This is a genomic window from Geobacillus sp. CCR, assembly GCF_052906625.1.
The window spans coordinates 20,865-41,016 of sequence record NZ_JBREBQ010000003.1; the positions used below are offsets into that span (position 1 = coordinate 20,865).

Below are 20,152 nucleotides of genomic sequence, written 5' to 3' on the forward strand. Positions count from 1 at the left end.
TATATGGTAACATAAAGATGATGTGTGTTTCCGCGATTTTATAAGGCCAAGGTGATTGCATATGAATATGGAAGCATTTGCCGCATGTTTGGCTTCGTTTATCACAGTATTGGTCATCACCCCGTTCGTGATCAAACTCGCGGTCAAAATTGGCGCGGTCGATCGGCCGAACGGGAGAAAAGTGCATACAAAAGTCATGCCAAGGCTTGGCGGATTGGCCATTTTTATCGGTGTCGCCGTCGGCTATTTTGTCGGCGGGGTGTATAAAGAGCAAGTGACGGGGATGACGGTCGGCGCCATCATCATCGTGCTCGTCGGGATGCTCGACGATTTGTACGAGCTGTCGCCAAAAATGAAGCTGGCCGGCCAGCTGCTGGCGGCGTTCGTCGTTGTTGCTTCCGGGCTGAAGGTCGATCTTTTGACCGTTCCGTTTGTCGGCACGTTTGAGTTGGGGCTGTGGAGCTACCCGATCACGATATTTTGGATTATCGCGATTACGAACGCCATCAACTTGATCGACGGGTTGGACGGATTGTCCGCAGGCATTTCCGCCATTGGAATTGCGGCCATTGCCGTCATGGCGGGCATGGCGGGCAAAATGCTCATTTTCACGCTCTGCTTGATCATCTTGGGCAGCGTCATCGCGTTCTTGTTTTACAACTTCCACCCGGCGAAAATTTTCATGGGGGATACCGGCGCGTTGTTTTTAGGATATGCGATTTCCGTCCTGTCGGTGCTAGGGCTTTACAAAAGCGTGACGCTCTTCAGCTTCGTCGTTCCGGTGATCATTTTGGGTGTGCCGATTTTCGATACGACATTTGCCATTATTCGCCGCATTGTGAATAAAAAGCCGATCTCGGCGCCGGATAAGTCGCATCTTCATCATCGGCTGCTGGCTCTTGGCTTTTCGCATCGCAACACGGTCTTGCTCATTTATGCGTTTGGCTTGATGTTTGCCATCAGCGCGATTTTGTTCTCCGCCTCGACGTTATGGCAGTCCATTCTCATCGTCTTTGCCTTGATCGTCTTCGGGGAACTGCTGGCTGAACTGATCGGCTTGGTCAATGATCAGTACAAGCCGTTTATGACCTTTATTCGCAAGCTGCTTCGGGGAAGCCGAAAAGTATACGGAAATGACCGATAAATAGCAAATGGGCCGTTTGTGTCATGAAAGGGACAAACGGCTTTTTTCAGGAATGACCCGTCTTTGGAAAATTATACCCTTCTTTTTCGTTGTTTATGCAGCTTCTGCCGTTCCTTCGCTGATTTTTTTGCGGCAAGGCCAAGATTGCCACAAAACTGTCATTATATATTGACGCCGCAAATGTGATAAACTAAACATGTTTATTCTACATATTTTTTGGATTTGGAGGAACTTGCGATGAACGTGCCAATGTTGGATTTAAGCGAACAGTATGAACAATTGAAGCCGGAGATCATGCGCGTATTGGATGAAGTGATGCGCTCCTCTCGCTTTATTTTAGGAGATTATGTCAAAAAGCTAGAAGCAGATATTGCTGCCTACAGCCGGGCGAAACACGGAATCGGCTGCGGCAACGGAAGCGATGCGATACATATTGCTTTGCAAGCGGCCGGCGTCGGGCCGGGCGATGAAGTCATCACAACGGCGTTCACCTTTTTCGCGACGGCAGGATCGATTGCGCGGGCCGGCGCCAAACCGGTGTTTGTCGATATCGATCCGGTGACGTTCAACATCGATCCAGCGCAAGTTGAAGCGGCGGTGACGGAGAAGACGAAAGCCATCATCCCGGTGCATTTGTACGGGCAAATGGCGGATATGGAGGCGATTGCCGCGATTGCCAAGCGGCATGGATTGGTTGTCATTGAGGACGCCGCCCAGGCGATCGGCGCGAAATACAACGGGAAATGCGTTGGCGAGCTTGGGACGGCGGCGACGTACAGTTTCTTCCCGACGAAAAACTTGGGCGCCTACGGGGATGGCGGCATGATCATTACGAATGATGACGAACTGGCCGAAAAATGCCGGGTCATCCGCGTTCATGGCAGCAAGCCGAAATATTACCATCATGTACTTGGCTACAACAGCCGCCTCGATGAGATGCAAGCGGCGATTTTAAGCGTCAAATTCCCGCATCTGGATCGGTGGACGGAACAGCGGCGCAAGCATGCGGCGACGTATACGCGCCTGCTCGAGGAGGCGGTCGGCGACCTTGTTGTGACGCCGAAAGAAGTCGACGGGCGCTATCATGTGTTCCATCAATACACGATTCGAGCGCCGAAGCGCGACGAGCTGCAAGCGTTTTTGAAAGAACAGGGGATCGCGACGATGGTGTACTATCCGCTGCCGCTGCATTTGCAGCCGGTGTTTGCTTCGCTCGGGTATAAGGAAGGGCAGTTGCCGGAGGCGGAAAAAGCGGCGAAAGAAGCGCTGTCGCTGCCGATGTTCCCAGAGCTGAAAGAGGAGCAGCAACAGTACGTCGTCGAGAAAATCGCGGAATTTTACCGTCATTTCGCTTGATCGTCCAACCGGCCAAAGGAAACGTCACTTGCGCACAGCAATGGCGTTTTCTTTGGCGTTGGATCATTTGTTTTGTTCACAACACTTTGTTATTTTATGATAAGGGATGGTGGCCGGATTGACGGCGGAAAAACGACCGTTTGTGCTGTACGAATATTTGCGCTTTTTTTGGCAGCGAAAATGGTGGTTTCTTGTCGTTCCGCTTGCGACGATCATGTTGACCGTCATCGCAGGGCGGCTTTTGCTGCAGGGGGAGAAGTATACGGGGAAAGCTGTCGTGTTTACCGGATCGATTGACGTAAAAGAGTTGACGGATCCGAAAAATATAGAAGCGAAGTTTCCAGATGTGAAAAACTTGGATGTCGTCGTTCCTGAAGGACAGTACGTGCAAATCACGGTCAAAGGCGACGATGAACAAGACGTGAGTCGAGAATTGAAGCTTGTTGTGTCGGAATACAGCCAGGAGCTCAAGCGCCATTCGCAAGAGCGGATTGATGTCACCACGAAATACTTGCATGCGCTGGAAGAACGGGAGCGCGCATTGCAGCAAAAAGTCGATTATTATAGCGAACAAATACAGTCGGGCCGCTTGAATCCGGAACAGCTCCATGACATCAGCGACTTGTTGGTTGAGTCGGAAAACAACTTGACTGAAGTGATGGAGCGTGTCAATCGCATCCGCGGCAATCTTGTCTTTTACGAAAAACCGGCCGTATTGTCGGAAACGGTGGCGAAATCGAAAACGTATACGGGGCAGCTGATGGCCGTCGGCCTTGTCCTCGGCCTGTTTTTGACGGTCGTTTGGCTCGTGCTTTGGAAGTATATATTGGACGCGAGGAGGTACTATTCTTCATGATCCGTTTTGCCATTGTCGGCATGGGGCATATCGCCAAAAAACATATCGATGCCATTGAAAAGGCGGACGGCGCCGAGCTGGCGGCCGTGTGCGACACGAATCCGGAACGTTTGCGCGACGTGTCGGACGTTCCTGTTTACACTGATATGGAGACGATGTTGAAGGAGAACGAACAGATCGATGTCGTCAACATTTGCGTTCCGTCTGGATTGCACGCGCGGCTGGCCAAGCTGGCGGCCCGCTATCGCCGTCATATCATTGTGGAAAAGCCGATGGCGCTCCGTGTGAGCGACGCTGAAGAGATGATCCGCGCGGCGAAAGAATACGACGTGAAGCTCGCGGTCGTTCATCCGAACCGCTTCCGTCCAGCGATTCGGAAGCTGAAAGAGGCGATGGAGCGCGGGATGTTCGGAAAACTGAGCCATGCGAACGCCACGGTGCGCTGGAATCGAAATCAAGCCTATTATGACCAGGCGGCGTGGCGGGGGACGAAAGAGTTTGACGGCGGCGTCTTGATGAATCAAGCCATTCACAATTTGGATTTGCTGCTTTGGCTGATGGGGCCGGTCAAGGCGGTGCAAGCGATGGCGGCGACCCGTCTGCGCAAGATTGAGACGGAAGACGTCGCGGCGGCGGTCGTCGAGTTTGAAAGCGGGGCGCTTGGCGTCATTGAGGCAGCGACGACGATTTATCCGCAAAACTTGGAGGAATCGATCGCCATTTTCGGCGAAACGGCATCAGTGAAAATCGGCGGCCGGACGGCCAACTTTATCGAAACGTGGGAAGCGGAAGGCGTCAGCGAGGAAGAACGGGCAAAGCTCATCGATGAGATCAACGCCGACCCGTTTGGCAAGCCGGGGCACCAATGGATCATTGAAGATATGGTGCAAGCGATTCGCGAAGACCGCGAGCCGATCGTCACGGGTTTGGACGGATTGGCTCCTGTTCGGCTGATCGAAGCGATTTTGCGTTCGGCGGAAACGGGGACAAGAGTGCAACTATCTGAGTAGAAAGGAATGAGAGGAATGAACTACGCGGAACGGCTGTTGCAAAAGTTTGAGAAACGCGACGCGGTCATCGGCGTGGTCGGGCTTGGCTACGTCGGGTTGCCGCTGGCAGTCGAAAAAGCAAAAGCAGGGTTTCATGTCATTGGCTTTGACATCCAACAAAGCCGCGTCGATCAAGTGAACAATGGGATCAACTACATCGGCGATGTCGTCGATGAAGATTTGCATGAGATGGTCAAACAAGGGCGGCTTGTGGCGACGACCGATTACGCCCGGATCGCGGAAGTCGATGCTGTGGCGATCGCGGTGCCGACCCCGCTCGATGAGCATCATCAGCCGGATACGTCCTACGTCGAAAACTCGGCGAAGGAAATCGCTAAATACGCCCATGAAGGGATGCTTGTCGTGTTGGAATCGACCACCTATCCAGGCACGACGGAAGAAATCGTGAAACCGGCGCTGGAGAAAAAGGGGCTCGTCGTCGGGGAGACGGTGTTCGTCGCCTATTCGCCGGAGCGGGTTGACCCGGGCAACAAGCAGTTTAAGACGAAAAATACACCGAAAGTCGTCGGCGGCGTGACAAAGACGTGCACGAAAGTGGCAGCGGCGATGTATCGCGCCGTGCTTGAAGGCGATGTCCATGAAGTGTCGAGTCCGGCGGTGGCGGAAATGGAGAAAATTTTTGAAAATACGTTCCGCCATATCAACATTGCGTTGGCGAACGAAATGGCCATTTTGTGCGAACGGATGGGCATTGATGTCTGGGAAGTCATCGATGCAGCGAAAACGAAGCCGTACGGATTTATGGCGTTTTATCCGGGGCCGGGGCTTGGCGGCCATTGCATTCCAATCGACCCGTTTTATTTGACATGGAAGGCGCGCGAATACAACTACCATACGCGCTTGATCGAGCTGGCCGGAGAAATCAACAACGCCATGCCGGAATATGTCGTCAACCGCGCGATGCTCATTTTAAACGAAGAAGGGAAGGCGCTGCGCGGTTCGAAAGTGACGGTGCTCGGCGTCGCCTACAAAAAAGACATTGATGATGTGCGCGAATCGCCAGTGTTGAAAATCGTCGAGCTGCTCGAGCAATACGGAGCGGAATTTGCGGTCGTCGACCCGTATGTTCCGTCGTTCCGGGCGTGCAACCGGGTGATTGAGACGGTCGAGCTGACGCCGGAACTGCTTGCGCAGTCAGATCTTGTCTTGATTACGACGGACCATTCCAACATCGACTATGAAATGGTCGCTCGTCACAGCCGGGTCGTGTTTGACACACGCAATGCTATGAAAGATGTGTCGAAACCGGCCAAATACGTCAAATTGTAAGCGAAGGAGACGAAACCATGAACGTTGTCGATCCCTCTGTTGTTTGCGGTGAACGTGTCGAAATCGGCCATTTCACGGTCATCGAGGCGAATGTCAAAATCGGAAACGACGTTAAAATCGGACATCGCGTCACGATTCACGAAGGAACCGTCATCGGCGACGGCGTGACGATCGCCGACGGAGCGGTGCTCGGCAAACCGCCGAAGCCGGCGAAAACGAGCACCGTCAAGCTGTCGGGCGAGCTGCCGCCGCTTGTCATCGGCGACCATTGCACGATCGGCGCCAACGCCGTCATCTATCGAGGCGCGACGATCGGCGCCTACACATTGATCGCTGATTTGGCGAGCGTGCGCGAAAACGTGCACATCGGCCAATATGTGATCGTCGGGCGCGGGGTGTGCGTCGAAAACCACGTCCAAATCGGCGATCGGACGAAAATCCAGTCGAACTCCTACATCACGGCCTACACGACGCTCGAAGACCATGTGTTCATCGCCCCGTGCGTCACGACGACCAATGACAACTACATGGGGCGGACGGAAGAACGGTTCGCCAAAATCAAAGGGGCGACCGTCAAGCGCGGGGCGCGCGTCGGAGGCGGAGCGATTTTGCTGCCGGGCGTGACGGTGGCGGAAGAGACGTTTGTCGCCGCTGGGGCGCTCGTCACAAAAGATACGGAACCGAGGACGGTCGTGAAAGGATTCCCGGCGCGCTTCAGCAAAATGGTCGACGAGCGGGAGTTGTTATAAATTGTTCTCGGCATTCAAGCGTTTAGGAGCGGACTCGCTCCTTTACGCGTTTATGAACGTCGGCACGAAGCTGATTGCCTTTTTGATGCTGCCGATTTATACAAGCTATTTGTCCAAGGCGCAGTACGGGGCGGTCTACTTGATCGACCAATGGACGTCGATGCTGACGTTTCTCGTCATTTTCGGTACGGATTCGGCGCTCTCTTTTTACTATTACGACACGGACGACAAAGAGAAGCGCCTTTTGTATGTGCGCAACGTCATGTACTTCCGGCTGTTTGTCGTCGCCATCTTATTTTTGGCTGTCGTTTTGGCCGGTCCGTGGATCGCAGGCGCGCTGTTTCAAGAACCTCGCTATGTCGATTTGCTGTACATCAGTATCGCGACGTTGCTGCTCGATACGATTTTCGTCATGGCGACGACGGTGCTGCGGTTTGAATTTCAGACGAAAAAAGTCGTGATTTGGACGCTCGTGAAAATGCTGCTTGTCGCTGTGCTGTCGTATGCGGCGCTCCGGTGGTTCGCGGCGACGCCGGAAGGGCTGCTCATCGGCCGGCTCGTGAGCAGCGCGCTCGTGTTTTTGTTGATGTTGCATTTGACCGTCAAGTATATGGTGTGGCGCGTGCGCTTTGACGTGTTAAAGGAGTTGCTTGCCTACGCCGCCCCGCTCGTGCCGACTTCGCTCGCCTTTTGGGTGATCGCCAACGTCAGCACGTTTTTCATCCAACGGTTTGCGTCGTTGGAGGAAGTCGGGGTGTTTGGGGTTGCCTTGCGTCTCGCGACCGTGATCACGCTCATCACGAGCGGCGTGCAGATGGCGTGGCGTCCGTATTCGATGTCGATGAAAGACCGGCCGGAAAGCCGTGCGCTGTTTGCGAAAGTGTATATGGCGCTTTTGCTCATTGGAGCGTTTGGGTTGCTTTTGATCGCCACGGCGAGCCCGTGGCTTGTGGAAACCTTTTTCAAACCGGAATATCGCGATGCAGCGTCCTATATCCCGTTTTTATCGGCCGTCACGTTTTTGAACTTTTATTATCTGATTGTTTCCACCGGCTTGTTTTTGACAAAGGAAACCGGCTATATTTCACGGGTGTTCACGCTAGCGGCGCTTCTTCATCTTGCATTGAACGCCGTTTTGGTGCCGCTTTGGCTCAGCTGGGGGGCGGTCGCGGCCAGCCTCATGACGTATATGGTCGCTGTGGCTTTCATTTTTCGCAAAAGCCAGCAAGTGTATCCTGTGCCAGTATCATGGAAAAAGATGGCTTTGGTTTTGGTCGGCACATTGCTCGCCCTCATCGTCATCGTCTACGTTCAGCAGGCGCCGCTTGCTGACGGCTGGGTGCTCGCTGGTTGGGGCCTGTTTGCCGCCACACTCTTTGCCAGCCGGGTTGATCGTGATTTGCGCCGTCCGGTGCGCACGATCGAGGATGAAAATGCGCAAAATACTTGATAACCGCTCATCTGATCTAGGAGGTGTTTCGGATGAAAATCGCCACCGTGTTAGGCGCCAGACCGCAGTTTATCAAGGCTGCCCCCGTCTCGCGCGTCTTGCGAAAACAATATACCGAAGTGCTGATCCATACCGGGCAGCACTATGACCCGAATATGTCGGCCATTTTTTTTGAGGAGTTGAACATTCCGACGCCTGACTACTATCTTGGGGTGGGTTCAGGCAGCCATGGAAAGCAAACGGGCGAAATGCTGATGAAAATTGAAGAAATTGTCATGCAGGAAAAACCGGATTATGTGCTCGTCTATGGCGATACGAACTCGACGCTCGCGGGCGCTCTTGTCGCAGCGAAGCTCCATATTCCCGTCATCCACGTCGAAGCCGGACTGCGCAGCTTCAACAAGCAGATGCCGGAAGAAATCAACCGCATCATGACCGATCATGTCTCCGAGCTCTTATTTTGTCCAACGGAGACGGCCGTGGAAAATTTACGAAAAGAAAATATTACGCGAAACGTCTGGAATGTCGGCGACGTCATGTATGACGCCATTTTGTACAACAAGGAGCTCGCACAGCGCCAATCGACGATTTTGGCTGATTTGTCGCTGGCGGAACAATCCTACTACTTGATCACCATTCACCGAGCGGAAAATACCGATGACCCCGACAAATTGAAAGCCATTTTGGCTGCTTTTCGGGATATTGACGGAACGAAAGTGTGGCCGATTCATCCCCGGACGCGGCATAAGCTTGAAGAGTACGGCTTGGACGCTTCGGCGATTCCAGGGCTTCGGCTGATCGATCCGGTCGGTTATTTGGACATGCTTCGGTTAGAGAGCGGCGCGAAAAAAATCATCACCGATTCAGGAGGCGTACAAAAGGAAGCGTATTTCCTTCGTGTGCCTTGCGTGACGGTGCGCGAACAAACCGAATGGGTGGAAACGCTCGAAGGCGGGGCGAACATCTTAACCGGTACGGACCGCGAGAAGATCGTCGCGGCGGTCCACAAGGAAGTCGCCCCTGTTTATGCGGACGTCTTTGGCGATGGGCATGCGGCGGAGAAAATCGTGGCGGCGATCGGACAGCGATAAGGGTGCGTCGGCATGTTGGACGTGTTGATTGGGTTGATTGTTCTTGTCGCCTCCACCTTGATGTTTCGCTATGCAGCGGGGACGCTTTCATGGACGGCGCCGAATCTCGTGTCGATTGTGTACTATTACTCGTTCCTTCTGTCAAGCTTCATCGGCGCGCTGCTGATCGCCTTGGGGATGGACGATTACTACATGATTCGCAAGCTGTTTCGGCCTGAGGAATACCGGCAGATTGGATTTGCTGTCGTATGCTTTGTCATGATTGTGTTCCCGCTGTCGATGGTGGTCGTTTCAAGGCTGTGCGGATTTGAAGCGAGGCAGGAGTTTCGCGCCTATTTGCAAAAGCCGCTTTCTCCGTTGGCTGGAGCGACGGGCAGCCAAGTGTTTTATGCGTTTTTGGCGCTGTCGCTGCTCAGTTTTGCCGCCATTGCGTATATGATTTGGAAAACGCCGACGATTCCGGTGTTTGCGCTCTTGACAGGGACGGATGAGAGCTTGGCTGCGTTGCGCATTGAGGCGTCGCGCCATTTTGCCGGAAACGTGCTCGTTCGCAATATTTTTGCCATTACGCTCACGCCGCTTTTGTCGTTTATCGCTTATTTGTTTGCCGAGCTGACGCACGAGTGGCGGTGGAAGCTGCTGTTTATCTGTCTGTTTGTCGGGGCGGTGTTCGTCAATGTGTATGATTTGGCCAAATCGCCGATTTTCTTTTACGTGATGATGTTTTTGCTGATTCGCATCTACATTGGAAAAACAAGGCTGTCGGCGGCGAAATTGGCGTTGTATGGGGGAGTGGGGGTGGCGGTGCTCGTCGGCATGTACATCGTCATTCAAGGGGTGCAAGATGTTGCGACCTTTTTGTCTTACAACAAAGGCCCGATCGGCCGCATGATTTTGGCGCAAATCGCGCCGACGTTTCTTCATTTGAATTTGTTCGGCGAAGCGCTGCCATTTCTTTATGGAAAAAGCTTGCCCTCGATTTTAACAGGGTTGTTTGACGTCGAGAATGTCCGCTCCGCCCGCCTCGTGATGGCGCACGTGTTCCCAGAGCGGATTGAAGACGGGACAGGGGGAGTGTTGAACACCCTTTTTGTCGCTGAGGCGTATGCCAATTTCGGTTATGTGGGGATCGTCATCGGCACGCTGTATGTCGGTGTCGTGACGCAGCTGTTGTATATTGGGTTTCTACGGCTGCCAAAAAATCCTTTGTTTTTAAGTTTGTTCGTTTATTTTTCCATTAACATCCCCCGCACGCTCGTCGGTGGGTTCACCGATTTTTTGTTCAATCCGACCTGGGTGTTGCTCGTGGCATTGTTTGGCGGAATGGCGTTGTGGCTGCGGGTGCAGGGGGATTTACGGGCATGGTTTGCAACGAAAAGGCGAATGACCGATGAGGGATGAATGATGAAAACCGTATTGATTTATTACCCGTTTTCACTCGCCGCGGAACGAAACAGCGGGTCAAAGCTGCGGCCGTATGAAATGCATCAAGCGTTTTTGCGCTGGGGAGCGAAAGAGGGAGTGGACGTTCTTCTGATCGCCGGCACGTCAGCCGAGCGGGAGAAGCAATTTCAAGAGCTCCGCAGCCAAGGCAAGCTCGATGATGTCTGGTTTTGCTATATGGAAAACCAGACGATTCCGCTTTGGCTCACGGACCCAGGACACCGGCCGCAACGTCCGTTCGTCGACCGAGACGTTCTCCGCTACTTGAAAGCCCACAATGTTCCGATCGGCGTCTTTTACCGCGACGTCTATTGGAAGTTTCCTGATTTGTATCCGCTCCGCGGTTGGAAAAAAACGGCCATGCAAATGATGTACCGTTGGGAAGAACGGTTTTACGAGCGGTACTGCGATGTCATCTTTTTGCCGAGCCTCGAAATGGGAACATACGTCGCGATCCGCCGCCCGATGGTCGATTTACCGCCGGGTGGGAAGCAAAAGCCGTTTCAGCGGTTCGGGACGGCGAAACAGCCGCTGAATGCCATTTATGTTGGCGGCATCAACAATGCCGACTATGGGCTTTTGCTCCTGCTTGAGGCGATTCGCTTGGCCAACCGCCGCAAGCCGCTTGTTTCGCTCACCGTCGTCTGCCGAAAAGACGAGTACGAGCGGCAGCCGCTTGCGGTGAAAGAAGAGCTTGCCGCCTTGCAAGTGCGCGTCGAGCACGTCAGCGGCGAAGCGCTCGACCGTTTGTATGCGGAGATGGATTTCGCCTTCATCCCGCGGCGGCGGAGCGAGTATAATGATTTTTCCGTTCCCGTCAAGCTGGTTGACTATCTGTCGAGCGGCCTGCCGATTGTCGCCACCGCTTGCTCAGCGCAAAAGCGGTTGATTGAAGCGGATGGGTACGGCGTCATTTGCGACGACAACCCGTCGTCGATGGCAGAAGCGATCGCCAAGATGGCCGACATGCTCGAGGAGTGCCGCTTGCGCATTGCGCAGACGTTTATGGCGAAACATTCGTGGGAAGCGAGAGTGGAAAAGGTGAAAGAAACGTTGGTGGGGGGCCTCCGATGAAAGTCGCCTTATTGGCTCCAAGCAAATCGATCCATACGCATAAGTGGGCCCGCTTTTACCAAACGCAAGGCATTGATGTGAAAGTCGTGACGTTTAAAGACCATTACGGGCCGGAGCAAGCGAAAGAAGTCGAGACAGTCGTGCTGCCGAAATGGCTGCCGGGGAAGTTGTCGTATTTTTCCACTGTCTTTTCATTAAAGCGGCTGCTCGCTTCGTTTCAACCAGATATTTTGCACGCCCATTATGCCTCCAGCTACGGGTTGATCGGGGCGCTTGCTTCGTATCATCCGTTTTACGTCTCCGTCTGGGGGCGCGACGTGTATCAGTTTCCGAATGCCAATCGTTGGAACCGATGGATGCTTGAATATACATTCCAGCGTGCGGATGTCATTTGTTCGACAAGCCATGTGATGGCGAAAGAAACCAGAAAGTATACGGACAAACCGATCGAAGTGACGCCGTTTGGTGTTGATGTCGCCCGCTTCAAACCGTTGCCGAAACAGCCGAAACGGACCGTGACGATCGGCACGGTGAAAGCTCTTTCCGACAAGTACGGGATCGCCGATTTGATTCGGGCGTTTGCCATTGTGCACGAGCGGCATCCGCAAACGGAGCTGTTGATCGTCGGCGACGGGCCGCAGCGGAGCGAATACGAGGAGCTGTGCGCCCGCCTCGGCATCCAATCCGTGACGACGTTTGCCGGCAAAGTTCCGAACGAACAAGTGCCGCTGTATATCAATCAAATGGATATTTTCGCCGTGCCTTCGACGGAAGACAGCGAAAGTTTTGGCGTTGCCGCCGTCGAGGCGATGGCGTGCGGCGTTCCCGTTGTCGTCTCCAACGTCGGCGGGTTGCCGGAAGTCGTTCGTGAGGGAACAACGGGGTTGATCGTGCCGAAAAACAGTCCGGAAAAGCTGGCGGAGGCGTTCGAACGGCTGCTGCTTGATGAGAGGCTGCGGCAACGAATGGGGGAAAACGGCGTCAACCATGTCCATGAACATTACGATTGGACGGAAAATGCGATGCGCATGATCCGATTGTATGAACAAACGTTGAAAGGCGGTGGAGGGAGTTGATGAGGAACAAAGCCGTCATGTCAGCCGCCGCGGTTGGTGCTCGTTTGTTGCCGAAAGCGGAGGCTAAGTCGCGAAGCCGGCGGCTTTCCGTTGGCAAGCTCATGATGACCGTCGGTTCGCGGCAACGATTATCCATCCAAGGACAGCGGGACGATGCCAGGGGGGCGTTTCCCCTTTTCCACGCCTCGTTTGCGCTCGCCTCTTGGCGCTCGAAATGGAACGTTCGTTTGCGATTTTTTGGGAAAGTGGTGTGGAGCGGGCCATGAGGATCATGTACCTATGCCAACACTTCCCGCCGGAAACAGGCGCACCGCAAATTCGTGTGTATGAGGTGAGCAAAGAGCTGATCAAACGGGGGCATCAAGTGGAAGTGCTCACGGCGTTCCCGCATCATCCGCACGGCGTCATCCCCAAGCCATACCGCGGCCTGTTTTATTTGTTCGAACAATGGGACGGCATTCCCGTTCATCGGACATGGATTTATCCGTCGCCAAAGGGGAGCTTTTGGAAACGGCTCGCTTCGTATTTTTCGTTTACGTTCAGCTCGTTTTATTCGCTGCTTGTGAAAGCGAAGCCGACGGATGTGATCATTTGCAATTCCCCGCCGTTGTTTTTAGGGATCACCGGGTACGTGGGTGCGAAGTTGAAACGGGCGAAGTTTGTTTTCAACGTCGCCGACATTTGGCCGGAATCGGCCGTTGAGCTCGGCATTTTGAAAAATCGGCTGTTCATTCGAATGGCGAGATGGCTCGAGCTGTTTTTATACCGGAAGGCGTGGAAAATCGCCGCCGCGACGGAAGGCATTCGCGATTATATGATTGAGCAAGGGAAAGCGCCCGAAGATGTCTTTTTATTGCCGAACGGCGTCAACACGGATGTGTTTCGCCCGTTGCCGAAAAACAAGAAGCTGCTCGCGGAATTAGGGCTCGAAGGAAAAGTGGTGTTTACGTACGCCGGAACGATGGGATACGCCCAAGGGCTCGATTCGGTGCTGCGGGCGGCGGCCATCGTCAAAGCGAAAGATGAACGGGCGCATTTCCTGTTTGTCGGCGACGGCCAAGAGCGGGAAAAGCTGATGGCGTTAAAAGAAGAGCTTGGCCTTGACAATGTGACGTTTTACGGATCCGTTCCGGTTGAGAAGATGCCGGAGATTTTCTCCATCACCGATTACAGCATCGTTTCGCTGCGCAACATCGACTTGTTTAAAGGAGCAAGGCCGTCGAAAATTTTCCCGGCGATCGCCACCGGAACCCCGGTGCTGTATTGCGGCGAAGGGGAGAGCGCAGAGATTTTAGAAACATACCATTGCGGAAAAATCGCTCCTCCAGAAAATCCCGAACAGATCGCTGCCGCGGTTCTCGAGCTGCTTTGCCTTCCGAGAGAGGAATACGAAAAGATGGCGGAAAATGGGCGCAAGTTGGCGGTGGAGCAATACTCATGGATTCGCATTGTCGACGATTTGCTTCACGCCCTTGGCGATGAAACAAAACGTGAATCCGTCAGATGGACAGAAAAATAGAAAAAGAAGAAAGGGCGTTCCGCTCACAAAGAAGGACGCCCTTTTTTGTTCTCGCGTGATGCCGAGGTGGAGAGCAAAATCCCGTATGACATCATGGACTCTGTCGCTAGAACGAGACTTCAGCACCGGGGAAGTAGTGTTCTAAAATTTGCTCCGCCGTCCATCCGCGCTCGGCGAATGCTTTTGCTCCGTATTGGCTCATGCCGACCCGGTGCCCCCAGCCTTTTCCCGTGACGGTGATCGAGCTGACCCCTGACGGCGAGGCGGAAAGCGGCATGATGCCATCCGTTGTTTGTACTTTGATTCCTTCGACGCCGGCGAGCGAAACCGTTCCGTTCTCTGTTTGGACAGAATAAGATGACAAGGAAGAGGCGGCGATGCTGCCGCTGGCCGTTTGAATCGACACGGATGGACCGCTTTTTTGCACTTGAATGTCGAACCAGTTGGACGGCAAGATGCCGTAAAATTGATTGCCGTCTAGCGGGAACAGTTTGCGGATGGTCGTTTCATTGCCTTTCACTGTTTTTTCGCCTGCCGAGGTTTCAATCGTGACGGCCCCCACTTCCCCGTTCGCGCCGGTTTTGGTGATCGAGACGTCGTATAAAACAACCGATGGATCGGTGAGCCCGAACGAACGCAGCAGCACAGACGGGGAGAAGGTGAACGACCAACGGCTGTACGGCGATGATTCATACGGGTCATCGACGCTCGCCAAATATGGGTAGGCGGTTTGCGACGAGTTCCAGACGTCGCTTACGTTGGCGGTTCTGCCGCCGCTTGTCGAGTGGTAATACGTTTCAATGACACTGCCATTATATTTAAGATACCATCCTCTTGTCGCATCCACTGCCTCGTTCGATCGGGGAGATTCTCCATCATATCCTTTATACGTCTGTGTGTTTGGATTGGTCGTCAAACTTGTTTTATGTTTATAGGCATAGTTTCGGGCTGCAATGGCTTGCGCCTTCAGCGCCTCAAGCGGCCAAGAGGCGGGCATCTCGCTCGGCACGACTCCTTTTAAATAATCTTCCATATCTAAAATATTGACAGCATACAAGGCGCTGTTTTGCAGGCGAATGTCGACGCTTCCCCGATACCGCGTTTGGTTCACCTTGACAAGGGACAACGGCGCCGCGCCGATTGTTTCTTGAATAGTAAATCCGGTGCTTGAAAAATCCGTCTTTCCATTGTACGTGACAAACACGGTCGAAGAGGAAGACCGAAATGTCAGATTTGTCCCGCTTGGCAACGGGGTGATCGTCAACGTCTCTTTATTGACGATTTGATAGTTTCCTTCGACGGCGGCTGTCACCGATGCCCCTTTATATAAAAGGACTTGCACGGGATTGTTGTACGTTTTCACCCCAGCGGCGTTCGACGCGGAAGGAGAGACGATGAGCAAAAACAGGCCGACGGCCAACCACGCTAGTTTTTTCACCGTCTACTTCACCTCACCAAATTCAGCGGCCATCCAACCCCGACGCCCATCAGACAGTTGCACGTTGTACCATTTCTCCCCTTTGCTGTTGGTAAACGGCTGAATATAGACCATCTCTGTCCCTTTTGGAACGGTCGCAATAATCGGATAAGAAGTCGTCGCTCCTTTTCGAATATTGACCGCGGCCGTGGCGATGACGTGCTTGGTGCTGTCGCTGCTGACAGCGGATGTCGAGACATCGCCTGAATGGATCCATCCTTTCAGCGATGAAGATAGGACGACGTTGTACCAAAGTCCTTGGGAAGTAAGGTGCGCCCCGACGACTTGCAGTGAAGCCCCTGCCTGTTTATAAGTGATGACGCGGTAGCTCGTTGACGCTCCGCTGCGGACGGCCGCATTGTTTTTCGCTACATAGACGGCAGAAGGCAAAGAAGGCGAAGCGGGTTTGCTGGCAAGTTGTTGTTGAAGCTGTTGAATTTGTTGTTGCTGGGCGGCCAGTTGTGCTTTCAGGTTGGCAATGTCGTTTTTCATCGGGTTGAGCTGGGACGTCACCCAGTCGACGCTCGCTAACACGACTTCTTCCGATGCTTTCATCGCCGATGGCGTAAACAAGAGGGCGCCTGCCGTCATTCCGACCGCCAGGCTGGCAGCAACGGCCCATTTGGCTTTTCGTTTCATCATGTTCATCTCCCCCGTTTTTGGATATGGAAAGAAAGGAGAATAATAGCTTTCCTAAAAGGCCGGTGAAACACAACGGATTCGCTCGGTTCATGAGGAATCGCAAGGAATGAAAACGCGATGTTGCCATGTTTCTCCAGCTTGAGAAACACCGTTGCCAAAGCTTTATATCCGTTGCATCATCGGCCTTCTCATGCTATTATTCTCCGAATACGAACAAACTAGAATTGACTGAAATACTCTTCCAATCCTTCGCGAATGCCGACGGCCGCTTTTTGGCGGAACGCTTTCGTTTTGAGCTGCGCCTCTTCATTTGGATTGGAGATGAAGGCGAGCTCAACGAGAATGCTCGGCAGCTCGTTTTTCCGGTTGACGTAAAAGTCTTGCGTTTTATGGCCGCGGTCATATGTTCCGAGCTGTTGGACAAGATGTTTTTGCACGATGGCGGCCAACTGCTCGCTTTTTGGCCCATTGAAGTTGCTCGATACGTTGTAGTACGTTGTCGTTCCGCGAGATGTCCGCGAGTACGAGTCGGCGTGAATGCTGATAAAGGCGTCGTAGTCGGAACTGTTGGCGATCCATGTCCGTTCCGACAGCTCCAAAAAGATGTCGGTGCTTCGCGTCAATTTCACGATCGCTCCGGCCCGCTCCAATTCTTCTTTTAGCAATAAGGCGGTGTCGAGAGTAATATCTTTTTCCCGCGTGCCGCCAGGGCCGATCGCCCCGGTGTCGTGCGCCCCATGCCCTGCGTCAATGATGATTTTTTTGCCCTTGAGTCCGGTCTCGAGAATTTTCAGCGCCAATCGGTCGCTGTAATGGCGAAGGGTGAACGTGTACCCCGGTTCAAAGGTGATGAGCAGGCTGCTGCCGGTCCATTCCACGGTTTGGATGCCTGGAATATCGGTCGACGGGACTTCAGCGTAGGAAAACGAGCCGGTGATTTTCAGGCGATTGCCAGGCAACAACGAATAGGAGACGCGGAAATTAGACGTTTTTTTCCACGTCAAATAGGCATTGTCGTTGATGGTCGAAAACGTCGGTTCCACGAGACTATTTAAGGCGACGGTAGAGGTGCTCGATTCTTCCACCCATCCGCGGACGCCATTGGATGTTTCGACATTCAGCCATCCATGATATTCGTAAAGGACAGCAAGCCGCTCATTCGCTGCCAGCGTCTTCAACGATTGATAGTTTGAAGAGGCGCCTCGGCGCAGCGGAGTGCCCGCCCGTTTGACGTATACGTAGGATGGGGCGTTGACTTCAAACGCCGGCATCCATCCCGTTTTCCCCGATGCAGAGGTGACTTGCACCCAGTCGAACGGAGATGCTTCTGTCGTCTTCAAAACCGTGACCGTTCGGTTTTTCGCAATCCGCTCGATGACGGCGGCGCTCGACGAAGGTTCGGCAAACAGCGCCGCATTAGCGGTTGTCACCTGCTTTTGCTTCCCCTGGCTGGCTGGTGGGGAAAGGTAGGATTTGGTTACGACCGTCTCGTGCACCCAGCCGAGCGTTTTTCCATTGAGGGACACTTTGTACCAAAGCGCTCCCGACGCATCTTTGGCGCTTGACAGGCTGTTCAGTTTGATTCCTTTTTTCAGTTGGGTGACGACTTTTGCTTTTAAAGATGGAGCTTGCCGCACATTGGCGACCGACACGCTGACCGTCAGCGGCTGGCCTGAGATGCTGGACGTATCCGAGACACCGCTTGGAACCGAAATGGTTGATGACATCGTCAACACTTTTTCCGACACCCATCCCCGGACATGTCCGAGATCAACGCGGTACCAAAGTTCCTGACCATTTGTGACGAACAAATCGATCACTTTGACAGATTGACCGCGTGACACTGTGGCGACGGCGCGGTAATGGACGCTCGCCCCGCGGCGAACCGGGGAGGACTGCACAAGGTTCATGAATGTCGGCAAAAGTGTCGGAAGCTGTTTGGGTATGTAGATCTGTTCCGTTTTCACCCATCCTTTGACTCCCGCCCACTCCACACGCACATACTGTTCCCCGAGCGAATTGGTGAACTCGGCCATGATGGAGACGACATCGCCGTTAGACAGTGTTTTGACGACCGGATAGTAAGGGGATGCCCCCTTGCGCATCGCGATGTCGTTGGCGGCGATGACCGCACGCTTTCCGACGAGCATGGAAGGTGGTTGGTTGGAAAAGCTGTCCGCACGCGCCCAGCCGGTGACGCCTCCGTACTCGATGCGGTACCACGTTTCACCATAGGCGTTTTGAAACTCGTCTATGACGTTCACTTGTTGGCCAGCGGGAATCGAACCAACGGCCCGATATGAATCGGTTGCCCCTCTTTTCAGCAACGAGTCTTGCTTGGCGAACATCACGTTAGGGAAGGCGGAAGAGACATGCGCTTCAGAAAAGTCGTCTGCCCGCGCCCAGCCTGTGATGCCCTTATATTCGATGCGATACCACGTTTCGCCAGCAGCGTTTTGGAACTTGTCGATGACCTTTACTTGTTGGCCAGCGGAAATGGATTCGACGATTTGATAGGAATCCGTCGCTCCTCTCCTCAGCAAAGCGTTATGCTCCGCGACCATGAGTGTCGGTGAGGATGAGGACGGACTTCCATCGGCGGCCAAGGCGGCCGACGGCCACAGCGGGCAAGTCGCCAACAAGACGGAAAGAAGTGTTTTTTTCAAGGATTCGATCCCCCCTTTTTCTCAAGTTTGTGTTTTCTATACTATCATAGCGAATTTTGCCGTTTTATCCAACCCGAATTCAGTCCTATTATGAGAAAAAATGAAAAGTTTTGTTGAAAAAGAGAAAAAAAACAGAGGACATGAAAAGTTGTGTTCTTTCATCATCATTGCGGCATGATATACGCTGTAAATGGAAAAAGGCGCCCCATTGCGTTTGGGAGCACCTTCTTTGTGATCGTTAATTTTGGTTTTGTGTGGATGGTGAATCGCTGCGCGTGAGGGAGGCGTTGGACGTCTCGAGCGCTTGCCGCAGCGTTTCATTGATTGAGTTGACCGATTGCTCGTCGGGGATGTAGTAGTACACGCCGTTGATCGTTTCGTCGTATCCTTTCAAATGCAAATTTTCTACATCCGCGTTTTTCATTTTTTGATAGACATAGATGAACGACAACAAATCGGCCGGAGGGATGTTCGTCCGCACGTGATCCCCTAAATCGGCGATGATGTCATCCAGCTTCGGCAGCGAGGTGATGGATGTGCTTTTGTCAATAATGGCACGAATGACTTGTTTCTGCCGTTCATTCCGCCCAAGATCGCCGCGAGGGTCCGATTTTCTCATGCGCACATAGGCGAGCGCTTCATTGCCATTCAACTCTTGTTTGCCTTTATGGAACGTATGCCATTTGAGGGAGCCGGTCAGTTGGGCTTTGAATGTGAACGGAACATCCACCGTGACGCCGCCTAAGGAATCGACAATTTTCTGGAACCCGTCAAAATCGGTTGTCACGTAATAGTCAATCGGTACATCGATCAGCTCATTGACGGCTTCAATGGTTGATTGAATGCCGCCGTAGCTGTAGGAATGGGTGATTTTGTCTTTCCGCCCTTCGCTCGGGATGTAAACGCGCGTGTCGCGGGGAATGCTCAACAAATACACTTTGTTCGTCTTCGGATTGACGGTCAACAGCATGACGACATCAGACCGCCCCTCCTCGTCGTGGTACTGGTTTTCCACTCCGACTAACAGAACGGTAAATGGGTCTTTGCGCATCTCAATGTTTCTTGCCGACTTGCCTGATGGATCAAGCGCTTGATACATTTTGCTTGACGCCTGTTTCGTCTCGGAGTAAATATTGTAGCCAAAGGCGCCGACACCCCCGAGCAAAAGAAGAAACACGAGCAAAAATAATCGGCGGAGCCGCTTTTTTTTCTTTCGCTTTTTCACCGTTTTTCTTGTATGATTCATCGTTTAACCCTTCTTTCCTTTACG

General features: G+C 53.2%; 17 protein-coding genes. 13 read left to right on the top strand and 4 right to left on the bottom strand.

Annotation, left to right across the window (positions count from 1 at the left end; genetic code table 11):
• Window positions 1-61: 61 nt before the first annotated feature.
• From ACVBDQ_RS02265 to ACVBDQ_RS02325, 13 genes are all read left to right on the top strand, one after another.
• Window positions 62-1,144, top strand: coding sequence for a glycosyltransferase family 4 protein (locus tag ACVBDQ_RS02265; RefSeq protein ID WP_318549482.1), 1,083 nt, complete (start codon window positions 62-64; stop codon window positions 1,142-1,144).
• A 237-nt stretch (window positions 1,145-1,381) separates the two neighbouring features.
• Window positions 1,382-2,500 carry a DegT/DnrJ/EryC1/StrS family aminotransferase gene (locus tag ACVBDQ_RS02270; RefSeq protein ID WP_033014895.1) on the top strand — a complete coding sequence of 373 codons (1,119 nt, stop codon included), beginning with the start codon at window positions 1,382-1,384 and terminating at the stop codon, window positions 2,498-2,500.
• Between the two features lie 118 nt (window positions 2,501-2,618).
• Window positions 2,619-3,356 (top strand): lipopolysaccharide biosynthesis protein, encoded by a 738-nt coding sequence (locus ACVBDQ_RS02275; RefSeq protein ID WP_318549484.1) that lies wholly within the window; start codon window positions 2,619-2,621, stop codon window positions 3,354-3,356.
• Window positions 3,353-4,366, top strand: a complete 1,014-nt coding sequence (locus ACVBDQ_RS02280; RefSeq protein WP_013524681.1) for a Gfo/Idh/MocA family protein — start codon at window positions 3,353-3,355, stop codon at window positions 4,364-4,366. Before ACVBDQ_RS02275 ends, ACVBDQ_RS02280 begins: the two co-directional genes overlap by 4 nt.
• 15 nt (window positions 4,367-4,381) lie before the next feature.
• On the top strand, window positions 4,382-5,695 hold the full coding sequence (locus ACVBDQ_RS02285) for a nucleotide sugar dehydrogenase (protein WP_015375873.1): 1,314 nt from the start codon (window positions 4,382-4,384) through the stop codon (window positions 5,693-5,695).
• A 17-nt stretch (window positions 5,696-5,712) separates the two neighbouring features.
• A complete protein-coding gene (locus ACVBDQ_RS02290) occupies window positions 5,713-6,444 on the top strand; it encodes an acyltransferase (RefSeq protein WP_318549487.1) in 732 nt (243 codons plus the stop codon).
• 1 nt (window position 6,445) lies between these two features.
• Window positions 6,446-7,894 (top strand): lipopolysaccharide biosynthesis protein, encoded by a 1,449-nt coding sequence (locus ACVBDQ_RS02295; RefSeq protein WP_129447288.1) that lies wholly within the window; start codon window positions 6,446-6,448, stop codon window positions 7,892-7,894.
• A gap of 32 nt (window positions 7,895-7,926) precedes the next feature.
• Window positions 7,927-8,985 carry a non-hydrolyzing UDP-N-acetylglucosamine 2-epimerase gene (wecB, locus tag ACVBDQ_RS02300; protein WP_025950142.1) on the top strand — a complete coding sequence of 353 codons (1,059 nt, stop codon included), beginning with the start codon at window positions 7,927-7,929 and terminating at the stop codon, window positions 8,983-8,985.
• 12 nt (window positions 8,986-8,997) lie between these two features.
• Complete coding sequence (locus ACVBDQ_RS02305) at window positions 8,998-10,386, top strand: O-antigen polymerase (protein WP_318549491.1); 1,389 nt, start codon at window positions 8,998-9,000, stop codon at window positions 10,384-10,386.
• Window positions 10,387-11,502, top strand: coding sequence for a glycosyltransferase (locus ACVBDQ_RS02310; protein WP_318549492.1), 1,116 nt, complete (start codon window positions 10,387-10,389; stop codon window positions 11,500-11,502). It begins immediately after the preceding gene.
• On the top strand, window positions 11,499-12,578 hold the full coding sequence (locus ACVBDQ_RS02315; protein WP_446663020.1) for a glycosyltransferase: 1,080 nt from the start codon (window positions 11,499-11,501) through the stop codon (window positions 12,576-12,578). The genes ACVBDQ_RS02310 and ACVBDQ_RS02315 overlap by 4 nt, the downstream gene beginning before the upstream one ends.
• Complete coding sequence (locus tag ACVBDQ_RS02320) at window positions 12,578-12,844, top strand: hypothetical protein (RefSeq protein WP_015375868.1); 267 nt, start codon at window positions 12,578-12,580, stop codon at window positions 12,842-12,844. Before ACVBDQ_RS02315 ends, ACVBDQ_RS02320 begins: the two co-directional genes overlap by 1 nt.
• Window positions 12,841-14,097: a glycosyltransferase family 4 protein gene (locus ACVBDQ_RS02325; RefSeq protein WP_015375867.1), complete on the top strand. Its 1,257-nt coding sequence runs from the start codon at window positions 12,841-12,843 to the stop codon at window positions 14,095-14,097. Before ACVBDQ_RS02320 ends, ACVBDQ_RS02325 begins: the two co-directional genes overlap by 4 nt.
• 106 nt (window positions 14,098-14,203) lie before the next feature.
• Here ACVBDQ_RS02325 and ACVBDQ_RS02330 read toward each other — a convergent pair whose 3' ends face one another.
• From ACVBDQ_RS02330 to ACVBDQ_RS02345, 4 genes are all read right to left on the bottom strand, one after another.
• Window positions 14,204-15,535, bottom strand: coding sequence for a SpoIID/LytB domain-containing protein (locus ACVBDQ_RS02330; protein ID WP_446663021.1), 1,332 nt, complete (start codon window positions 15,533-15,535; stop codon window positions 14,204-14,206).
• A 3-nt stretch (window positions 15,536-15,538) separates the two neighbouring features.
• Window positions 15,539-16,216 carry an SH3 domain-containing protein gene (locus ACVBDQ_RS02335; RefSeq protein ID WP_446663022.1) on the bottom strand — a complete coding sequence of 226 codons (678 nt, stop codon included), beginning with the start codon at window positions 16,214-16,216 and terminating at the stop codon, window positions 15,539-15,541.
• 218 nt (window positions 16,217-16,434) lie between these two features.
• Entirely contained in the window at window positions 16,435-18,882 is a 2,448-nt protein-coding gene (locus tag ACVBDQ_RS02340; RefSeq protein WP_446663023.1) for an SH3 domain-containing protein, read from the bottom strand.
• Between the two features lie 238 nt (window positions 18,883-19,120).
• A complete protein-coding gene (locus ACVBDQ_RS02345) occupies window positions 19,121-20,128 on the bottom strand; it encodes an LCP family protein (RefSeq protein WP_446663024.1) in 1,008 nt (335 codons plus the stop codon).
• Window positions 20,129-20,152 lie beyond the last annotated feature (24 nt).